This window comes from Wenjunlia tyrosinilytica (assembly GCF_014646055.1).
Classification (GTDB): Bacteria; Actinomycetota; Actinomycetes; order Streptomycetales; family Streptomycetaceae; genus Wenjunlia; species Wenjunlia tyrosinilytica.
In genome coordinates, this window is record NZ_BMMS01000003.1 from 205,642 (window position 1) to 225,148 (window position 19,507).

Annotated in this window: 15 protein-coding genes; 2 read left to right on the forward strand and 13 right to left on the reverse strand. The window is 73.1% G+C overall.

Features of this window, described 5'->3' with window-relative positions:
- Nucleotides 1-37: 37 nt before the first annotated feature.
- On the forward strand, nt 38-664 hold the full coding sequence (locus IEY86_RS04785; RefSeq protein WP_229698156.1) for a TetR/AcrR family transcriptional regulator: 627 nt from the start codon (nt 38-40) through the stop codon (nt 662-664).
- A gap of 32 nt (nt 665-696) precedes the next feature.
- Here the strand turns inward: IEY86_RS04785 and IEY86_RS04790 are convergent, their stop codons facing one another.
- From IEY86_RS04790 to IEY86_RS04810, 5 genes are all read right to left on the reverse strand, one after another.
- The gene (locus IEY86_RS04790) at nt 697-1,518 is read right to left on the reverse strand and encodes a TrmH family RNA methyltransferase (RefSeq protein ID WP_189130233.1); all 822 of its coding nucleotides are present in this window, start codon (nt 1,516-1,518) and stop codon (nt 697-699) included.
- Between the two features lie 82 nt (nt 1,519-1,600).
- A complete protein-coding gene (cobA, locus tag IEY86_RS04795; protein WP_189130234.1) occupies nt 1,601-2,821 on the reverse strand; it encodes a uroporphyrinogen-III C-methyltransferase in 1,221 nt (406 codons plus the stop codon).
- Nucleotides 2,822-2,946: 125 nt separating this feature from the next.
- Nucleotides 2,947-7,293: a nicotinate-nucleotide--dimethylbenzimidazole phosphoribosyltransferase gene (cobT, locus tag IEY86_RS04800; protein WP_189130235.1), complete on the reverse strand. Its 4,347-nt coding sequence runs from the start codon at nt 7,291-7,293 to the stop codon at nt 2,947-2,949.
- 335 nt (nt 7,294-7,628) lie between these two features.
- Nucleotides 7,629-8,822 carry a precorrin-6y C5,15-methyltransferase (decarboxylating) subunit CbiE gene (cbiE, locus tag IEY86_RS04805; RefSeq protein ID WP_189130236.1) on the reverse strand — a complete coding sequence of 398 codons (1,194 nt, stop codon included), beginning with the start codon at nt 8,820-8,822 and terminating at the stop codon, nt 7,629-7,631.
- 279 nt (nt 8,823-9,101) lie between these two features.
- Nucleotides 9,102-9,755, reverse strand: a complete 654-nt coding sequence (locus tag IEY86_RS04810) for a GNAT family N-acetyltransferase (RefSeq protein ID WP_189130237.1) — start codon at nt 9,753-9,755, stop codon at nt 9,102-9,104.
- 213 nt (nt 9,756-9,968) lie between these two features.
- Between IEY86_RS04810 and IEY86_RS04815 the strand changes: the two genes are divergently transcribed.
- Nucleotides 9,969-10,736 carry a class I SAM-dependent methyltransferase gene (locus tag IEY86_RS04815; protein WP_189130238.1) on the forward strand — a complete coding sequence of 256 codons (768 nt, stop codon included), beginning with the start codon at nt 9,969-9,971 and terminating at the stop codon, nt 10,734-10,736.
- Nucleotides 10,737-10,796: 60 nt separating this feature from the next.
- Here the strand turns inward: IEY86_RS04815 and IEY86_RS04820 are convergent, their stop codons facing one another.
- The 8 genes from IEY86_RS04820 to IEY86_RS04855 form a co-directional block, all read right to left on the reverse strand.
- Nucleotides 10,797-11,972, reverse strand: a complete 1,176-nt coding sequence (locus IEY86_RS04820) for a serine hydrolase domain-containing protein (RefSeq protein WP_373286951.1) — start codon at nt 11,970-11,972, stop codon at nt 10,797-10,799.
- A 118-nt stretch (nt 11,973-12,090) separates the two neighbouring features.
- Nucleotides 12,091-12,921 (reverse strand): MetQ/NlpA family ABC transporter substrate-binding protein, encoded by an 831-nt coding sequence (locus IEY86_RS04825; protein WP_189130239.1) that lies wholly within the window; start codon nt 12,919-12,921, stop codon nt 12,091-12,093.
- A gap of 230 nt (nt 12,922-13,151) precedes the next feature.
- A complete protein-coding gene (locus tag IEY86_RS04830) occupies nt 13,152-13,916 on the reverse strand; it encodes a methionine ABC transporter permease (RefSeq protein WP_189130240.1) in 765 nt (254 codons plus the stop codon).
- On the reverse strand, nt 13,913-14,992 hold the full coding sequence (locus IEY86_RS04835) for a methionine ABC transporter ATP-binding protein (protein ID WP_189130241.1): 1,080 nt from the start codon (nt 14,990-14,992) through the stop codon (nt 13,913-13,915). Before IEY86_RS04835 ends, IEY86_RS04830 begins: the two co-directional genes overlap by 4 nt.
- A 722-nt stretch (nt 14,993-15,714) precedes the next feature.
- Nucleotides 15,715-16,386 (reverse strand): AIM24 family protein, encoded by a 672-nt coding sequence (locus tag IEY86_RS04840; RefSeq protein WP_189130242.1) that lies wholly within the window; start codon nt 16,384-16,386, stop codon nt 15,715-15,717.
- Nucleotides 16,387-16,718: 332 nt separating this feature from the next.
- Entirely contained in the window at nt 16,719-17,234 is a 516-nt protein-coding gene (locus IEY86_RS04845) for a GNAT family N-acetyltransferase (protein ID WP_189130243.1), read from the reverse strand.
- Between the two features lie 211 nt (nt 17,235-17,445).
- Complete coding sequence (locus tag IEY86_RS04850; protein WP_189130244.1) at nt 17,446-18,108, reverse strand: sigma-70 family RNA polymerase sigma factor; 663 nt, start codon at nt 18,106-18,108, stop codon at nt 17,446-17,448.
- Nucleotides 18,109-18,209: 101 nt separating this feature from the next.
- Nucleotides 18,210-19,418 carry a glycerophosphodiester phosphodiesterase gene (locus IEY86_RS04855; RefSeq protein ID WP_189130245.1) on the reverse strand — a complete coding sequence of 403 codons (1,209 nt, stop codon included), beginning with the start codon at nt 19,416-19,418 and terminating at the stop codon, nt 18,210-18,212.
- Nucleotides 19,419-19,507: the final 89 nt, after the last annotated feature.

Here is a 19,507-nt window from a genome sequence, read left to right on the forward strand (position 1 = left end):
GGGCGGGGAGCACCCGGCGGGAAACAAAGGAGATGATGTGCCCGTGGAGAGCTCTGTGGACCTGTCGTCGGATCTGTGGCGGCAGGTCCAGCCGGAGGCGGCCCGGCGGCTGATGCTGGCGGCCCTGGACTCCTTCGCGAGCCGCGGCTACCACGCCACGACCACGCGGCACATCGCCACGGGCGCCGGGATGAGCCCGGCGGCGCTCTATGTGCACTTTCCGTCGAAGGCGGCGCTCCTGAGCGAGATCAGCCGCACCGGCCATGAGCTGACGCTGGCGCTGGTGGAGAGGGCCGTCTCTCAGGGCGGGGACCCGGTGGCCCGGATGCGCGCCCTGGTGGAGGAGTTCGTCGCCTGGCACGCCGAGCGGCACACCGTGGCGCGGGTGGTCCAGTACGAGCTCGACGCGCTCCCCGAGGAGGCCCACCGGGTCGTCGCCGACCTGCGCCGCCGCACCGAGCAGGTGGTCCGTGACGCGATCGCCGACGGGGTGGAGGAGGGCTCGTTCGACGTCCCGGACGTCAGGACGGCCGCCCTCGCGGTCCTCTCCCTTGGGATAGACGTGGCCCGCTGGTACACAGTCCGCACCCCCAAGTCGCCCCGGACGCTGGGCCGCGAGTACGCCGACCTCGTCCTGCGGATGCTGGGCGCGAAGGCCGCCTGACAGGTCCCACGCCCCGACGGGTGCCGGTGCGCTCAGACGCCGGGCTGCGGGGCGTGGGCCACCGCGTAGAAGGCGACGGCCGCCGCGGCGCCCACGTTGAGGGAGTCGACGTCGTGGGCCATCGGGATGCGCACCCACTCGTCGGCCGCGACGAGGGCCTGCGTGGTGAGGCCGTCGCCCTCGGCGCCCAGCATGAGGGCGCAGCGCTCGAAGCGGTGCGGGACGGCCTCGTCGATCGGGGACGCCTTCTCGCTGGGGGTGAGGGCGAGGAGTTTGAAACCGGCCTCGCGCACCGCCTCCAGGCTCCGCGGCCAGGACTCCAGCCGGGCGTAGGGCACGGCGAAGACCGCGCCCATGGACACCTTCACCGAGCGCCGGTACAGCGGGTCGGCGCAGTCCGGGGAGAGCAGGACCGCGTCCATGCCCAGCGCCGCGGCGGAGCGGAAGATCGCGCCCGTGTTGGTGTGGTCGTTGACGCCCTCCATGACGACGACCCGGCGGGCGTCGAGGAGCAGTTCCTCGGCGGTCGGCAGCGGCTTGCGCTGCATGGACGCCAGGGCGCCTCGGTGGACGTGGTAGCCGGTGACCCGCTCGGCCAGCTCCGGACTCACCGCGTACACGGGCGCCGGGACCTCGTCGATGACGTCGCGCATCACATCGACCCACTTCGCCGACAGCAGCATCGAGCGCATCTCGTACCCGGCGACCCGGGCTCGGCGGATCACCTTCTCGCCCTCGGCGATGAACAGCCCCTCGGCCGGTTCACGGCGCCGCCGCAGCTCCACATCGGTCAGGCCCGTGTAGTCACGCAGGCGCGGGTCGTCCGGGTCTTCGATCGAAATCAGCTCGGCCACGGCGTACATCCTGCCGTGACCCGCTGCGCCTGCCAATGCCCGGATACTGGCGAGTAGGTGACCACCGTCCGGAGCGGGCGGCTCACGGGCCGACGGCCACGACCTCGCCGACGACGATCACGGCCGGCGGCCGCACTCCCTCGGCGCGCACGGCCTCGGCGACGGTCTCCAGGGTCGCGTCAACCCGCCGCTGGGCGGCCGTGGTGCCCTCCTGGACCACGGCGACGGGGGTGTCCCCGGGGCGGCCGTACTCCACCAGGGCCGCCGCGATCTCGCGCACGCGCTCCACGCCCATGAGGACGACCAGCGTGCCGCGCAGCCGTGCCAGCGACCGCCAGTCCACGAGGGAGCGTGAGTCGCCGGGTGCCACATGCCCCGACACGACCGTGAACTCGTGTGCCACGCCTCGGTGGGTGACCGGGATCCCGACGGCCCCCGGCACGCTGATGGAGCTGGAGATGCCGGGCACCACGGTGCAGGGGACGCCGGCCTCGGCGCAGGCGATCGCCTCCTCCATGCCGCGGCCGAAGACGAACGGGTCGCCGCCCTTGTAGCGGACCACGAACCTGCCCGCCTTGGCGTGCTCGATCAGCGCGGCGTTGATCGCCTCCTGCGCCATCGCCCGCCCGTAGGGGATCTTGGCGGCGTCGATGACCTGAACGCTCGGCGGCAGCTCGTCCAGCAGTTCACGCGGCGCCAGGCGGTCGGCGATGACGACGTCGGCCTCGGCCAGGAGGCGCCGGCCGCGCACGGTGATCAGATCGGGGTCACCGGGGCCACCGCCGACCAGGGCCACTCCCGGAGTGCGGGCGCGCCGGTGCGGGGCGGCGAGGGTGCCGTCGCGCAGCCCCTCCACCACGGCGTCGCGCACGGCGGCCGAGCGGCGCGGGTCCCGCCCGGTCAGCACCGCGACGGTCACGCCCTCGCTGCGGCCGGTGGCCGGGGTCCAGGCCGTGGCGGCATCGGCGTCGTCGCTGCGCACGCACCAGATCCGCCGCTCCTCGGCCTCGGCGGAGGCGGCCTCGTTGGCCCGCGGGTCGTCGGTGGCGACGAGCACGTACCAGGCGCCCTCGAGGTCGCCGGCGCGGTAGCGGCGGCGCTCCCAGGCCAACTCGCCCGCGTCGGCCATCGCCTGGACCGCCGGGGTCGCCGAACTGGAGACGAGGAGCACATCGGCACCCGCCGCCAGCAGGCCGGGGAGTCTGCGTTGGGCCACCTGTCCCCCGCCGAGCACGACGACGCGTCGGCCGGACAGGCGCAGGCCCACGGGGTAGGCGGGCGCGTCGGGCTGGGATGCGGGCATGGCGGTGCTCCTCGTGCATGCGGCTGGTGGTTCCTCGCCGCTGCGCCTTCGGAGCGGCCGGCCGTGGTCAAGCGTCCACTGCTAACGGTAGGGCCCCGCAGCCGCGGAGCCCCCGGGGGCCGTGGTCAGGATTTCTCGGTGACCCCGGCCGAGTCGAAGGTGGCGACCTCGTGCATGGCCCGCGCCGCGCTCTGGACCACGGGAAGCGCCAGCAGAGCGCCCGTGCCCTCGCCGAGGCGCAGGTCGAGGTCTATGAGCGGGCGCAGGCCCAGCTTGGTCAGGGCGGCGACGTGACCGGGCTCGGCGCTGCGGTGGCCCGCGATGCACGCGGCCAGCACCTCGGGCGCCACGGCCCGGGCCACCAGGGCCGCCGCGCCCGCGCTGACCCCGTCCAGGATGACCGGGGTGCGCAGCGACGCCCCGCCGAGCAGGAGGCCGACGATGGCCGCGTGCTCCAGACCGCCCACCGCGGCGAGGACACCGATCGGGTCGGCCGGGTCGGGCCGGTGCAGCTCCAGGGCGCGGCGGACGATGTCCACCTTGTGGCTGTGCATCTCGTCGTTGATGCCCGTGCCGCGGCCGGTCACCTCGCCCGGGTCGGCGCCGGTGTAGACGGAGATCAGGGCGGCGGACGTCGTGGTGTTGGCGATGCCCATCTCGCCGGTCAGCAGTGCCTTGTTGCCCGCGGCGACCAGGTCGCGGGCGGTCTCGATGCCCACCTCCATGGCCCGCAGGGCCTCGTCGCGGGTCATGGCGGGTCCGGTGGTGAAGTCGGCGGTGCCCGAGCGGACCCTGCGCGGCAGCAGGCCGGTCGCGGCGGGCAGATCGGACGCCACACCGACGTCGACGACGCAGACCTCGGCGCCGACCTGGTTGGCGAACGCGTTGACGACCGCGCCCCCGCCCAGGAAGTTGAGCACCATCTGGCCGGTGACCTCCTGCGGCCAGGCGGTCACCCCCTGGGCGTGCACACCGTGGTCACCCGCGAAGACGGCGACGGCGGCGGGCTCGGGGATGGGCGGCGGGCACTGCCTCGACAGGCCGCACAGCTGGGCCGAGATGATCTCCAGCATGCCCAGCGCCCCGGCGGGCTTGGTCATGCGCTTCTGGCGCTCCCACGCCTCGCCGAGCGCCTTGGCGTCCAGCGGGCGGATACCGCGCAGCGTCTCGTCGAGGAGGCTGTGCGGGACCTCGCCGGGCAGCGCCCGGTTGCCGTACTCCTCCTCGTGGACCACCCAGGACAGGGGACGGCGCTTGGACCACCCGGCCTGCATCAGCTCGGGCTCGTCCGGGAACTCGTCCACGTAGCCGACGCACAGGTAGGCGACGACCTCCAGGTGCTCGGGCAGGCCGAGTTCGCGCACCATCTCGCGCTCGTCGAAGAAGCTGACCCAGCCGACGCCGAGGCCCTCGGCGCGGGCGGCGAGCCAGAGGTTCTCGACGGCGAGGGCCGAGGAGTACGGCGCCATCTGCGGCTGGGTGTGGCGGCCCAGGGTGTGGCGGCCGCCGCGGGTCGGGTCGGCGGTGACGACGATGTTGACGGGCGTCTCGAGGATCGCCTCGACCTTGAGTTCCTTGAACTGCTTGGCCCTGCCCTTGGGCAGCGACGCCTCGTACGCCTTGCGCTGGCTCATGGCCAGCTCGTGCATCTTCTGCCGGGTCTCGGCGGAGCGGATGACCACGAAGTCCCAGGGCTGGGAGTGGCCGACGCTGGGGGCGGTGTGGGCCGCCTCCAGGACACGGATCAGGACCTCGGGCGGGATGGGGTCGCTGCGGAAGCCGTTGCGGATGTCCCGGCGCTCGCGGATCACACGGTGGACCGCCTCGCGCGCGGTCGGCTCATAGCCCTGCGCGGCCGCGTCGGCGGCTGCCAGGGGCTGGGGGGCGGACTCGGGTCCGGGTTCGCTGCCGGACGGCTCGGCGTCGGCCGCCGGGGTGTCCTCGGAGCGTGTTTCGCCGGTCCCGGGCGCCGGCTCGTCCTGAGCTGCGGGCCGGGGTGCCTCGGCGGCGGGCTCGGGCCTCGACTTGGGCTCCGACTCCGACTCCGATCCTGATCTGGGCCCTGATTCGGGCCCTGGCCCGGGCTCCGGCTCCGGCTCCGACTCGGGCATTCGCTCCGACTCCGGCTCGGCCTCGGCGGCCACCGGCTTCTCGGACGCGGCCGTCTCGGCCACCGGCGCCTCGGCCACCGGCGCCTCCGTGACGGCCCGCGGGTGCGGGGCCGGGTCGACGTCCGAGGCGAGGAAGGAGTCGACACGGGAGTGGGGCAGGGACTGGGCGTGCTTGGGCGCGGAGGGCCCGGCCACCGGCTGGGCTTGGGCCGATTGCCCCGCTGCCTCGGCGGCAGGCTCGGCGGGGGCCTCGGTCCGGGTCTCTGCCTCGGTCTGGGTCTCTGCCTCGGTCTGGGTCTCTGCCTCGGTCTCTGCCTCCGGCGGGAGGTGCTCCTGGGCGACGGGCGTCGCCGCGGCCGCGGCTTCTCGGCCGACACCCCGGGCCGGAACGGAAGCGTCGCCCGCCGGGGTCTGCGAGCCGGGCCGCGCGCGGCGATTGCGCACGGGGGCCACCGGGGGCGTGGCCTCCTCCTCGGCCGGGAGGGAAGCGTCGGCGGCAGGGGCGCCGTTCCCCGGGCGAACCCGGCCATCGCGCTCGGGGGCCTCGGTCGCCGCCTCCCGGGCGACGGCCTGAGCCGGGACGGAAGCGCTGGCGGCCGGAGCCTCGGCCCCCGGGTGAACGGGCGCCGCATGCTGGTCGGCGCCCTGCGCCGGAACGGAAGCGTCGGCAGCCGGGGCCGGGCAACCCTGCGGACCGCCGCCCTTGCCCTCGGACGTGGCCGCCTGGCCGACATCCTGGCCCGGCAGGGACGCGTTGGCCGCAGGGCCCTGGGAACCGGGAGGGTTGGGCGCGGCATGCTGCGCGCCCCAGCCCGGAACGGACGCGTCGGCAGCCGGAGTCTCGGGACCGGGGCGAACGGGCGCGGCATGCTGGCCGCCACGCTGGTCCGGAACGGAGCCACTGGCCGACGGAGCCTCGGCCCCGGAACGGAGGGGGGCCGCTGCCGGACCGGCACCCTGGAACCCACCGGACGCGTCGGCAGCCGGGGCCTCGGCCCCGGAACGGCCTCGGCCGGAGCGCGCGGGAGCCGCCGACGTGCCCTCCCGGGCGACGCCACGCGCCGGAACGGACGCGTCGGCAGCCGGGGCCGCGGGACCGGGCCGCACCCGGCCGCCGGGCTCGGGCGCCGCCGGGGACGTGGCCTCCTGGGGCGCACCGGACGCGCTGACGACCGGGGCCTCGGCCCTGGAACGGCTCCGGCCGTTCACTTCGGGAGCCGCCGACGTGCCTTCCTGGGCGACGCCCCGCACGGGGACGGACATGGTGTTCGCCGGCGCCTCGGAACCGGGCCGCACGCGGCCATCGCGCTCGGGCGCGGTCTGCTGGGCACCGCCGCGAGCCGCGCCGGAAGCGTTCACGGCCGCCGTGTCGGACTCCGGCCGCGTCCCGCCCTCGTGCTCCGGCGCCACGGGCGCGACGCCCTGGGCCGGGGCCTCGGCTCCGGAACCGCCCCGGCCGTCGGGCTCGGGCGCGACCGCGGGCGTGGCCTCTCGGCCTACACCCCGGACCGGAACGGCCGCGTCGGCGGCCGAGGTCCGCGGCGCGTCGGGCGCCGTCTCCGGCTGCACCGGAGCCGGGGCCGGGGTGGCGCCGGGTTCGAGCCGGGTCCCCGTCGCCCCCGCGAGGGTGTGCTGCGGCGGCAGTTGCACGGCGCCGGTCTCGTCGCGGGGGAAGTCCAGGTATTCGGGGCCGGTCGGCGGCCCCGCCGCGGGGGTGGCCGCCGGGGCCGGCCCGCGGTCGGCGAGCGAGCGCACGGAGACCCCGCCGCTCGACTCCGGCCCCATCGGCGGACCGGCGTGCAGCGGCCGCCGCGGGGGCTGCGCCACCGGCTGCGGCTGCGGCTGAGGTGCCTGCGCCGGAATGGACTGGGACGACCTCGGGGACGACGGCACCCGCGGAAGGCCGTTGTGCTCCGGCGCGGCGGGCTCGGCGGCTTCGGGTCCCCCACCGGTGGGAGGAGCGGGAGGCTGCGGAACTGCGGGCTGCGGAACTGCGGGCTGCGGAACTGCGGGCTGCGGCGCCTGCTGGGGCCGCGACTGCTGGGGCTGCGGCTGCGACTGCGGCTGCGTGGCTGCGGGTTGCGTGGCAGCGGGGTGCGTGGCAGCCGGGTGCGCCATCCCGCGCACCGGAACCGACTCGGTCCAGGCGCCCTGCGGAGAGGGCATCAACAGCAGGTCGTCGTCCTCGTCCACCGGGTCGGGCTGGTCGAGGAAGGTGTAGGCGGGGGCGTCGGGTTCGGGCCGCCAACCGAGGCCCGGGCCCACGGGGTCGCCGACGGGCCGGCCGTCCGGACGCGGTCCCGCTTCGCCGCCCGCGTTCTCCGGCGTTCCTTCGCCCGGGACGTGGCCGGTGTCAGTCATGCGTGCCCCTCGCCCATCCGTAGTGCTCCTTCCATGCCCCCGTCCATGTGGTGCATGTCCGTGGCGCGGCCGCAGCACGCCGCCCTTAAGGAAAGAACGAGCGCGCAACGCAACCGGCACGACTGCTCCGGGAACGTGCTGCATTCTCGCTGGCAGCCGCCCTCAGTGGCCAATCAAAAGCCCTCACGGCACTGTGGATTGCGCCACGTCCCCCGCCGCACCCGCCGGGCACGCCGACGCGAGGAGACGCGCCACGACAGTCGGCCAGCCTACCCGTCGCGACGCCCCCTTGTTCGGGCAGTCCGTTCGAAATCCGGCGGCTTCGCCGGTCGGTGTCAGCCGCGGTCGCCGCACACGGCGAAGGCGTCGGCCCACACTCCCTGATCGCCGGTCGGCAACAGCCGCGCTGACCGCAGAAGTTCGGTCTCGACGGCGTATCCGGCCGATTCCAGTGCCTCGCGGACCTCCTGGGCCTGCGCCCGGGTTGCCACGAGCGTCACGATCCGCTCGGGTTTGCGGGAGGCGCACGCGGCGACGACCCGCGCTCCCCCGGCGCCGACCCTGACGACGTCGGGCTCCGGCAGATCCTCGAGGGCCGCGGGAGCCTGTCCGTGCACGACCTGCACCTGTACCGAGTGCCGCCGGGCGTTGGCCTCAATGCGCTCGCACGCGAGGGCGCTGCCGTCCACCGCGATCACCGCGGCACCGAAACCGGCCGCCTCCACGGCCACCGCCCCGCTGCCCGCTCCCACGTCCCACACCAGGTCCCCGGTGCGGGGACCGAGCTTGGCCAGGACGAAGGCGCGTTCCAGGGAACCGAGTCCGTCCGGCTCGCCGTAGTGCTCGTCGTGCCGCGCCCAGCCCCGCACGGCGCCGGGGAAGTCCGCGGACTGGCCGGCTATCCAGCCGGTGGCGTCGAAGGCTCCGCTGCCGCCGACCACCAGCACCACGTTCGGGTCGCGCCAGGTGTGGTCGGCGACCTTGTCGGAGGTCAGGACGGAGACCTCCTCGCGTTCGGTGCCGAGGAATTCGCAGATGACGAAGGTGCGGTGGACATCGCCGAGGAGCAGGGCGAGTTCCGCGGGCCCGGCGCCGGGGGCGGTGAGCACGGCGACCTTGTGGTGGGCGCGGCAGACGTTGACCGCGCGGCGCAGCGAGCGCTCGTGGGCCACGACGACCTTCGCGTCGTCCCAGGGCATCCCGGCGCGCGCGAACGCCTGGGCCACGGAGGAGGCGGCGGGCACGACCTCGACCTCGAGCCCGTACTCGGAGCGGCGCAGCACCCGGACGATGCCGAAGAAGCCCGGGTCGCCGTCGCCGAGGACCACGGCGGTGCCCCGGTGATCGGCGATGCGGCGGGCGGCGAGCGGAACGCTGCCGATGAGCACCTGCTGAGCGGCCCTGGGTATCTCGGGCAGCGTGAGGTGGTGGCGGGCGCCCGCCACCATCGTTGCCGCGCCCAGGGCGGAGCGTGCCGCCGCCGAGAGCGGCGAGCCGTCCCACCCGATCACCGTGACCCGGTCCGCCATGTGGACAAGTCCCCCTTGTCGCCGTCTGTGCGTGAGCGGTGAGACTACCGGGCCCCGATCATCGCACTCGCGCCCGTTCCCCTCCGCGGCGGGGGACGGGCCGACCGCAGCGGGAGCAGGACCAGGATCCGGCAGGACGGGGCTCGGGACCAGACGGCACTGTCGACCGGACGGCGCTCAGGACCGGACGGCGCTCAGGACCGGACAGCGCCCAGGGCCGGACTGGGCCAGGGACCGACCGGCGCCCAGGACCGACCGGCGCCCAGGGCCGATCGGCGCTCAGGACCAGTGGTAGCCGCGCTCGCCGTCGCGCTGCGCGCCGATGGTCGCGACGGTGAGCTCCTGGGTGCCGCCGTCGAGGTCCTCGGGCAGCAGGCTCCAGACGATCAGGTCGGTGCGGGTCTGCGGGCCGAGGCCCTCGCCCTCGGGGCCGCGCACGATCCAGGCGCTGCGCAGCACGCCCTCGCTGATGCAGCCGATCTTCTGGGCGACCTGCTGGGAGGCGGTGTTGCCCGCGGCGGTACGCAGCTCCAGGCGTTCGAACCCCTGGTCCTGGAAGAGCCACTGGGCCACCGCGAGCACGGACTCGGGGGCGTAGCCCTCGCCGCGCGCCCAGGGCGCGGTGGCGTAGAAGACCTCGGTGGTGCGGCGTCTCCAGTCGGTGTTCTTCAGATGGAGGGCCCCGACGAGGCGGCCGGTGAGGAACTCCGAGACGGCGAAGACGATTCCCCGCCCACGGGAGCGCTCCTCGGGGGCGGTGCGGTTCACCCACACCCTGGCGTCGCGTTCCGTGTAGGGGGCGGGCGCACTGGTCCAGGCGCGCAGGAACTCGTCGTTCATCATGTCCACGAGCGCCGGGATGTCCTCTTCGTCGAAGGGGCGCAGCACCAGGCGATCGGTGCTGATGGAGATCTCCGGGAACGTGGAAACCATTGCGTCTCTCCTAGCGGGTTCGTGCGCGGGGCCGAATGTCCCGAAAGCAGCATGCAGCATCGACCAGCGCATGTGCAGCGCCGGGTGAGGGGCCGGGCGCGCCGGGCGCCCCCTTTTGGGGCCTTGTGGACAACGTCCTTCGGCCGATGCCGTGTTGGCCTGGTCGCCTGACGTTTCCGCTGTGTCCATCCGATCCTGCTACCGTCAGCCCGCGTGACGGTCCACGAAGCAGCAGGTGTCGGATACCAGCGAGCCGCGGGCGCCTACGAGCGGGCTCGCCCCTCCTATCCCATGTCCGCGCTCGCGGAGCTCACCGACGCGCTGAGTCTGGAGCCGGGGCGGACGGTGGTGGACCTCGGGGCCGGCACGGGCAAGTTCACCAGGCTCCTGGCCCTCACCGGGGCACGGGTTCTGGCGGTGGAGCCGGTCGCCGCGATGCGCGAGAGCCTGGCCGAGCTGCTGCCGTCCGTCACCACGATGGACGGCACCGCGGAGCGGACCGGGCTGCCGGACGCCTCCGTGGACGCGGTGGTGGCTGCCCACTCGTGGCACTGGTTCCGGCAGGAGCCCGCGCTCGAGGAAGTGGAGCGGGTACTGCGCCCGGGAGGGGCGCTGGCTCTGGTGTGGAACACCTACGACGAGACGGTTCCGTGGGTGCGCGACTTCCAGTCGATCTACTTCCGGCGGGCCCCCAAGGGACTGCCGAGCCACCAGGACGGTGCCTGGCGCACGGCGCTCGACGCCCGGCCGGGGTGGTCGCCGCTGCGTGAGCGCCGTCTGCCCAACCCGCACACGACGACACGGCAGGGGGTGGTGGAGCGCATGCTCTCCTCCAGCCACATCGCCGCCCTGGAGGCGGACGAGCGCGAGCGGGTCCGGCGCGAGGTCGAGGCGGTGCTCCGCCGCCACAAGGCCACCCGTGGCCGGGAGACTCTGGAACTCCCCTACACCACCGAGATCTACTGGACGACCCGCGACTAGCCGCGACCAGCCGCGAGAAGGCAGCGGCCCGGACCCGCGGCCCACCCGGGACCCGGCCCGCTACCGGACCGGCCGGGTCGGGCGGCCCACGGCTCGTGCCAGATGGTTCGCGGCGGCGACGCGGGGCTCGTTGGTGCTCCAGCCCCGGTAGGGGTGGACCGCGTTGGTCAGCAGGACAAGGAACGCCCCGGTGTCGCGGTCCAGGATCAGGCAGGTCCCGGTGAAGCCGGTGTGTCCGGCCGTGCGCGGGCCGGCCAGGGCTCCCTGGTACCCGGGGCGGTCCAGTTCGAATCCCAGGCCGTGGGCTGGGGCGCCGGTCGCCGTTCCGGCGTCGGAGAGCAGCAGTTCGACGGATTCGGGCGCGAGGATCCGGGTGCCCTCGAAGGTGCCGCCGGCCAGCAGGGCACGGCAGAGCACACCCAGGTCGCGGGCGTCGGAGAAGAGACCGGCGTGGCCGCTGACGCCGCCGAACGCGTGGGCGTTCTCGTCGTGCACCTCGCCGTGCACCAGGCCGCGGTCCAGCCGTCCCCAGGGCTTGCGCTGGTCCTCGGTCGCGGCGATGCGCGACTTCCACGAGGACGGCGGCGCGAAACGCGTGGAGGTCATGCCGAGCGGCCCGGTGATGCCCACCTCGACGAGCGTGTCGAGTCCGTGCCCGGTGATGCGCTCCAGGAGCCACTGCAGGGCGATGAGGTTGAGGTCGGAGTACACAGGGGCCGTTCCGGGCGGGTGGAGCGGGGCTTCCCGCCACAGCAGTTCATCTCTGCGCTCCCGGGTGGGGCAGGCATGGAACGGCAGCTCGGCCCGCAGCCCCGAGGTGTGCGTCAGCAGGTGGCGCACGGTGATCCGCTCCTTGCCCGCCTCCGCGAACTGCGGCAGGTGGGCGGCCACCCGGTCGTCGAGGCCGAAGGTGCCGCGCTCCACCTCGCGCACGGCGACCAAGGCGGTGAAGAGCTTGGTGAGCGAGGCCAGGTCGAACACGGTGTCCCGGCGCATGGGCAGCCACTGGTCCCGGGGCAGTTCCACCCCGCTGTCCGTGTCCGGGTCGTACGCGCGGTAGCGCAGCGCCCAGCCCGCCGCCTCGTGCACCGCCACGGTCCGCTCGCGCCCCGCCAGGACGACCGCTCCCGCGTAGGGGCGCGGGCGCTCGGCGGTCCGGCCGAACGGCGGCGGGCACCATCCGGCCACGTCGGCGACCAGTCGCCTCAGGTGGTCCGGGTCCAGGCAGTGGCTCACCCGGGCCAGTGTGCCAAAGCACCCGTACCCGCCGGGTCGGCGGGCACGGGTGCGCTCAAGGCCTGCGCGGCTGGGGCCGCCGGAGCGGCGAGCTGTCGGCAGGAGCCTTGCGAGCGGCTCAGAACGCCGGGATGACGGCGCCCTTGAACTTGTCCACGATGTACTTCTTCACCTCTGGCGACTGGAGCAGCCTGGCCAGCTTCTTCACCCGCGGGTCGTTCTCGTTGCCCTTCTTCACGGCGAGGAAGTTGGCGTACGGGTTGCCCTTGGCCTTCTCGACCACGAGCGCGTCCTCGGCGGGGTTGAGGTCCGCCTCGAGGGCGTAGTTGCCGTTGATGACGGAGGCGTCGGTGTCGTCGAGGGAGCGCGGCAGCTGCGCGGCCTCGAGCTCCTTGAACTTCAGCTTGCCGGGGTTGGCGGTGATGTCCTTCGGCGTGCCGTTCTGGCCCACACCGGCCTTGAGCTCGATCACACCGTTGTCCGCCAGCAGCTTCAGCGCGCGGCCCTCGTTGGTGGCGTCGTTCGGCAGGCCCACCGTGGCACCGGACTTGAGGTCCTTGGCCGACTTGACCTTCTTCGAGTACAGGCCGAGCGGCTCCAGGTGCACATCGGCGACCGGCACGATCGTGGTCTTGTGCTCCTTGTTGAAGTCGTCGAGGTACGGCCGGTGCTGGAAGAAGTTGGCGCCGACATCGCCGTTCTGCGTCACCACATTGGGCTGGATGTAATCGGTGAACTCCTTGACCTCGAGCGTGAGGCCCGCCTTCTTCGCCAGGTTGTCCTTGACGAAGTTCAGGATGTCCGCGTGCGGGGTGGGGCTGGCGGCGACGACGAGGGGGTCGTTGGCGCCGTTCTTGCCCGAGCCCGAGCCCGAGCCGCAGGCCGACAGGGTGAGGGCGAGGGCTCCGGCGGCGAGCGCGGCGGCGGTGGTCTTGACGGTGTTACGCACGAAAAAGTGCCTCTCTCATGAAGGGTGGTACTGCCCGGCCAGGGGTGCGGCCGAGGTGAGGGAAAGCCGGTGGTGCCGGGTCGCCGGAGGGGTTCGACCTCGCGGTCGGCCGGTCTTGGGGGTCGGGAGGTCTCGACGGTCTCGACGGTCAGGAGGTCTGGGGTCAGGAGCTCTTGGGGGGCAGGAGGTCCTGGGGGGCACAGCCCTTGGGGGGGCAGAGCTCTTGGAAGTCAGGAGGTCTCGGTGGCAGAGGATGCGGTGGCAGAGGACGAGGTGGCCGCCGTGGCGCGCGCCGGTGTCCTCAGCAGGCGCAGTCGCGGACCGGAGGTGGAGCCCCGGCCGCGCTTGTCGACCGCGCGGGCGGCCAGGTCGCCGAGGAGCTGGACGGCGGTGACCACCACGACGAGCACGAGGACGGTCACATTCATCAGCCCGGTCTCGAAGCGCTGGTAGCCGTAGCGGATGGCCAGGTCGCCCAAGCCCCCGGCGCCGACGGATCCGGCCATCGCCGAGTAGCCCAGGAGCGCGATGACGGTGGTCGTCACACCCGAGATCACCGAGGGCAGCGCCTCCGGGACGAGCACCTTGCGCACGATGGTCCAGGTGCTGCCGCCCATCGACTGCACGGCCTCGACGAGGCCGTGGTCGACCCCGCGCACGGAGGTCTCCACCAGCCGGGCGAAGAACGGGAGGGCGCCGATGGACAGCGGGACGACGGCGGCCTCGACGCCGATCGTGGTTCCGACGACCCAGCGGGTGAACGTCATGAGCGCGACCATCAGGATCAGGAACGGCAGCGAGCGGCCGATGTTGACGACGGCGCCGAGCACCTTGTTCACGGGCGGGTTCTGCAGCAGGCCGCCGCGGTCGGTGAGGACCAGCAGGACCCCGATCGGCAGACCGGCGGCCACGGCGATCAGCGCGGACCAGCCCACCATCTGGAAGGTCTCGGAACACGCCTGCGTGAGCAGAGGCCGCATCTCGTCCCAGGTCACTTGGCGGTCTCCTTCACGGCGTGGGCGAGGTGCGGCGGTTCGACGGCGGGCTGCCGGGGCGCCGGGGCGGCCTCCGGTCCGGCGACGTCGACCTGGAGGCCCTGCTCCCGCAGGAAGCCGATGGGCACGACGTTGTCCTCGAACCGTCCGGGCAGCTCGATGCGCATCCTGCCCACCTGGAGGCCGGCGACGGTCTCGATGGCGGCCCCGAGGATGGAGACGTCCACGTTGTAGGTGCGGGCGAGCCGGGAGATGACCGGCTGGGCGGCCGCCTCTCCGTGGAAGGTGAGGTCGACGATCGTGCGGCCGTCGCTGGAGGGCACCTCGCCGATCGGGAAGAGCTCATGGGCGAGCTCCGAGCCGGGGGTGGCCAGCAGTTCGGGTACGGTTCCGGACTCCACGATCCGGCCCTCCTTCATCAGCGCGGCGGAGTCGCAGACGGTCTTGATCACGTCCATCTCGTGGGTGATCAGCAGGACGGTCAGCCCGAGCCGGCGGTTGAGGTCGCGCAGGAGCTGGAGGATCGAGCGCGTGGTCTCGGGGTCCAGTGCAGAGGTGGCCTCGTCGGACAGCAGCACCTGGGGGTCCCCGGCGAGCGCGCGGGCGATGCCGACGCGCTGTTTCTGACCGCCCGAGAGCTGGGCGGGGTAGGCCTTGGCCTTGTCGGCGAGTCCGACGAGGTCGAGCAGCTCCCCTGCCCTGCGGGAACGTTCCTTCCCGTCGGCGCCGAGGATTTCGAGCGGCAGCTCGACATTGCCCTGGACGGTGCGCGAGGAGAGCAGGTTGAAGTGCTGGAAGACCATGCCGATCCGGCTTCGGGCGGAGCGCAGTTCGCGGCTGGTGCGCTTGCCGCGCCCGGCGAGCGCGGTGAGCTCCTGCCCGGCGACGGTGACGGTGCCGGAGGTGGGGCGCTCCAGGAGATTGACGCAGCGGATGAGCGTGCTCTTGCCGGCGCCGCTCTGTCCGACGACACCGAATACCTCGCCCTCGCGCACATGCAGGTCGACGCCGTCGAGGGCGGTGAGATCCCGCCCTCGAGAGCGGTAGACCTTGGTCAGGCCGGCGGTGGTGATCACAGGGAATGTCCTCTGTCGGGCATGCGGGAGCGAAACACCGCATACGGGGGCGAATTACCGGGTGGGCGGCATGGCTCGGCCCGGGTGAACGGACCGGAGCGGCGTCAGCAGCGGGTGCCGGGCGGCTGGGGGTCGTGAGCCAGGCGGCAGCGGCGGATGGACACGACGGGCCGCCGGCGGTTCACCGGGGAGTGTGCGAGCTGCATGGGTTCAACACCGTGATGTGGGACGGGGGCCGATCCGGGTCGGTCGGCCGCGGGGCCCCTCCAGCGGGCGTGCGGGAGGGAGGTCTCGCTTCGGGGCGCGAGGCTCGGTTGGGGGCCCTCAGCAGTCACACATTCGACACAAGCGACGAATACCGGGCGTCATCGCCTCGGTGGCATACACGCTCTTCGTCGTCGCGGTCATGCGGACCAGTAAAGCAGACCGTCACAGCGGTCTCAAAAATAGAGGCCGCAAGTCCGGAATACGGACAACGGCCCCGGTGGGAGCGGGCCCGACCGGGGGCCTGCCCCCGGAAAGCCCGCCGCGGTCGCGGCAATCCGGGCAGATGCCGGGACGTTTCCGGGGAAACCGGGAAAAGCACTGTCGGCGGCCGGACGTCCGGCCGCCGACAGACGGAGCGAGGTGGACGGAGGGAAGTGGACGGAGGGAAGTGGACGGAGACCAGAGGGAGCGGAGCAGAGGAAGCGAGGTAGAGGGAGCAGCGTGGGATCAGCGTCCTACTGGCCGGCAACCGGCTTGGACTCGCTGGGCTGGACTATGACGAAGCCCTCGCCCTGGAGCATCAGCTGGTACACCTCGCCGGAGCCGCCGCGCAGCATCGACTTCAGGCTCTGCGAGCGGTGCAGCGAGGTCTGGAGGTGGCTGGACCAGCCGACGATCGCGTCGGTGTCGACATAGACCGGAGCCTGGGGCGAGACCGGTATGACGATCGGGTCGCCATCGCAGGTCAGCCCAATACGGCCCTGTCCGGTGAAGAGGCAGTTGAACAGGCCGCCACCGACCATGCCCGCACCGCTGATCATCTTGATGTCGTACTGAAGAGTGGGGTCGAAGCACAGCACATTGCGGCCGTTGATGGTCAGCGCGTCCTGCGGTTCGAGGTCGATGACGAAGCAGCTCTGCGCGTTGTGCGCGAACCACACCTCGCCCTGGCCCCGCACCGCCATGAGGGACAAGCCCTCACCGGTCACCGCGCGCTTCAGGAAGTTGCCCACGCCCTGGGACTTGACCTCGAACTGGAGGTTGCCCCGGTAGGCGACCATCGCACCCTGGCGGGCGTGGCACTCGCCATTGACGACGTACTTGATCGCCTTGGAGTGCTGCAGGGTCATCCCGGCCGCGGTGGGGGCCTGGGCCTGGTACTCGGATTTGAAGAGATCGCTACGCACGAGCAGATCGTAGAGCCTCACCCGTTCGGGTGAAACCAGGCATGCCGGACGGATGGAGGGGCGTCATATGTGAGCGATTGAGGGGTGTCGTGTGCTACCCGCCTGCCAGGGCCCGGTCGCCGCGGGCTGGGGCATCGGATCGCCACGGGTGAGGGCCTCGGACCTCGAAGGCTGGGGCATCGGACGTCGAACGCTGGGGCATCGGCCCTCGAAAACTGGGGCCTCGGCCCTCGAAGGCGACGAGCCCAGGGGGCGGCTCGCTCGCACGGACGGCAGGCCCGCACATGCCGCGGCCCCACCGCGGTCGGCGGCGGGGCCGTGCGCACAAGGGTTCAGGCGCTGGTGACCAGGTTCGTGGGCTCGGTCGGAGCGGGGGCGATCTTCTCCAGCGTGATCAGGCTCAGGCGGTTGCTGACCTGCTCGCGCGAGACCGCCTCGTAGCCCAGCTTGCGGTACAGGCGCAGATTCGTCTCGCTGCGGTGACCGGTGAACAGCCGGTAGCGCTTGGCCCGGCCCTGCTCCGCCAGCAGGTCCTCCAAGGTGCGCAGCAGCCTGCCGCCGAGGCCGTGCCCCTGCATCCGCGGGTGGACGATCAGCTTCCCGATGACGGCGGAGCCGTCGTCCTCCACGCTGCCGCGTACCGACCCGACGACTTCGTCGCCGAGCCGGGCCACCAGTACCGACCCCGACGCCAGCTCCGCGCGCAGCGCCTCGAGGGTCTGGGTGAGCGGCTCGATGCTGTAGTCGCCGTACAGCTCGGCCTCGCTCTGGTAGCAGAGGAACTGCAGTTTGAGGATCCGTTCGGCGTCGTCCTCACGCGCCGGAGAGATGGTCACGCTCATGCCCATGTGCGCAGGCCTCCCTGAGTCCGTCCGGGCAGGAGGGATGAGGGTCGCCTGTCCGGAACGTGTGCCCTGACCGGAAGCGGTGCGAGGGCGCCTCGCTTCCGTGGCGCTGATGATCGCACAGCAGTCCGAGGGAAGAGGACCTGGCCAAGGCCCGGTACCCGCCTCCCCCGTCGTCCCGATCAACGCCCTGTCGCCGAGTGTTTACCGGGGATTACCCCGATCTCGCCCCGGTGCAACCCTGGTTGGCCAGCAATCTGCGCAGACATTCCACGCATCTGGAGCGCAGCGGCCCGATGCTGCCCTGTGAGATTCCCAACTCCGCGGCGAGCTCCCGGTAGGTGGGAGCGGGCCGGGCGAGCAGTCCTGCCAGCAGGAGCGGGCAGCGGCCGGGCAGGCGGGGCACCGCATCGCGCACGGCACGCCGCAGTTCGGCGTCGTGGGCACGCGCCTCGGCACGGTCGGCCAGGTGGCGTGCGGTGAGCCGCCGGGTGCGGCGCCGGTCGGCGGCCGTCCGCCCGGCCTCCTCCCGCACCGCCTCGCGCAGCCAGCGCGCCGGTGATTCGGTGCTGCCGCCGTCCGCGAGGTGTTCGAGCATCCGCAGCCACACCGCCTGTTCGAGATCGCCGGGGTCGGCCGCGAACGCGGGCTCCTCGGGCGGCAGATGGGCGATCTCGTGGGCGAGCATGCGGTGCAGCCGGTCCAGGGCGGCAGCGCTGCCGAGGGCGGCGCCCCGCATCAGAGCGGGATCCCCGCGGTCCCGGCCGCCGCAGGCACGCTCGCCGCCGCAGGCACTGCCGCCGCAGCCGCAGTCCCGGCCGCCACCGGCACGACTGTCGACGTTGCCGCGCATCCCGCTGTTGTCCGTGTCGTTCACGCAAGGGTGCGACACACGTCGGGTCGGGGTGGTTCCCCGGTGCGCGGGAAACCACCCCCATGGGTGGGACGAACCGGCGCGGGGCGCCGCGGCGGACCGGGCTAGCGCAGGTCGGCGCGGGCGAGCACGGCGGTGTCGGGGTTGTCCGAGAAGACGCCGTCGATGCCCAGCTCGAAGTAGAGCTTGAAAGCGCCGAAGGAGTTGCCGTAGTCGGTCGGCACGGTGCCCTTGCGGAAGTCCGCGGGCAGGAACTGGTTCTCGTTGCGCAGGGTGTAGGGGTGCAGCACCAGCCCCTCGTTGTGGGCGTCGCGCACCAGGGTGGTGGGCTTGCCGAGCTTGCCCGTGGCCGGGTCGGTGGGCACGATCAACTCGGTGGTGGGGCCGATTCCCTGGGCGAACCCGGCGATCCAGGCCAGGCCCTCGGGCGTGACGAGGTCGGCCACGGTGCGCGGGTCGCCCGCCTCGGTGAAGTCCCAGGGCCGGCTGGTGGGCCCGGACAGCAGTTGGATCCTGGGGTTGCCGACGAGCCTGCCGAGCCGCTGGAGGCTGCTGGGCTCGAACGACTGGAGGAAGACCGGGGAGTTGCGCCTGCCCTTGCCGTGCGCGCGCAGGAGGCGGGCGAGCGGCTCCTCGAGGCCGAGGCCCAGCTTGCGGAAGTAGGAGGGGTGCTTGGTCTCGACGTGCAGCCACAGGGGGCGCCCCGACTTCGCCCGGCGTCCGGCCGCCCAGCGCAGCACCTCCTCGAAGGTGGGCACCGCCCAGCGGCCGTCGTAGAGGGTGTTGCGCTGGCGGACGGCGGGGATGCGCTCCTTGGCCCGCAGGGTCTTCAGCTCTGCGAGCGTGAAGTCCTCGGTGAACCAGCCGGTGATGGAGACCCCGTCGACGGTCTTGGTCGTCCTGCGGTCGGCGAACTCGCGGTGCTCCGAGACATCGGTGGTGCCGGTGATGTCGTTCTCGTGGCGGCAGACCAAGTGGCCGTCCTTGGTGGGGACGAGGTCCTGCTCGACGACGTCGGCGCCGAGTTCGGCGGCGAGTTCGTAGGAGCCGAAGGTGTGCTCGGGGCGGTAGCCGCTGGCGCCCCGGTGGCCGATGACGGCGGGAACGGGCAGCCGGTTCCTGCCGTGGTCGCGCTGCGACGCGTCGCCCTCGGAGGCGTCCTCCCCGGAGGCGCCGCCCGAGGCCGCCCGCGCCGTGCCGGACAGCCCGAGCACCGCGCTCCCGGCGCCGACCGCGCCCGCACCGAGCACCGTCCTGCGTCCCGGCCCCCGCTTGCCGTCCCTCTCACCCTGCGGCGCACCAGCCTGCGTCATGAGCACTCCTGACCCGTTGTGTCCTGGAACCCGCCAGTTCCGTCCGGAAACAGCCGTGTCCAGAACCTGCCAATTACTGGCGCATCGTA

Coding starts and splice junctions, on each gene's coding strand:
- cobA (WP_189130234.1), bottom strand. CDS start 2,821: ATGCCCGCATCCCAGCCCGACGCGCCCGCCTACCCCGTGGGCCTGCGC.
- cobT (WP_189130235.1), bottom strand. CDS start 7,293: ATGACTGACACCGGCCACGTCCCGGGCGAAGGAACGCCGGAGAACGCG.
- cbiE (WP_189130236.1), bottom strand. CDS start 8,822: ATGGCGGACCGGGTCACGGTGATCGGGTGGGACGGCTCGCCGCTCTCG.
- IEY86_RS04810 (WP_189130237.1), bottom strand. CDS start 9,755: ATGGTTTCCACGTTCCCGGAGATCTCCATCAGCACCGATCGCCTGGTG.
- IEY86_RS04845 (WP_189130243.1), bottom strand. CDS start 17,234: ATGGGCATGAGCGTGACCATCTCTCCGGCGCGTGAGGACGACGCCGAA.
- IEY86_RS04855 (WP_189130245.1), bottom strand. CDS start 19,418: ATGACGCAGGCTGGTGCGCCGCAGGGTGAGAGGGACGGCAAGCGGGGG.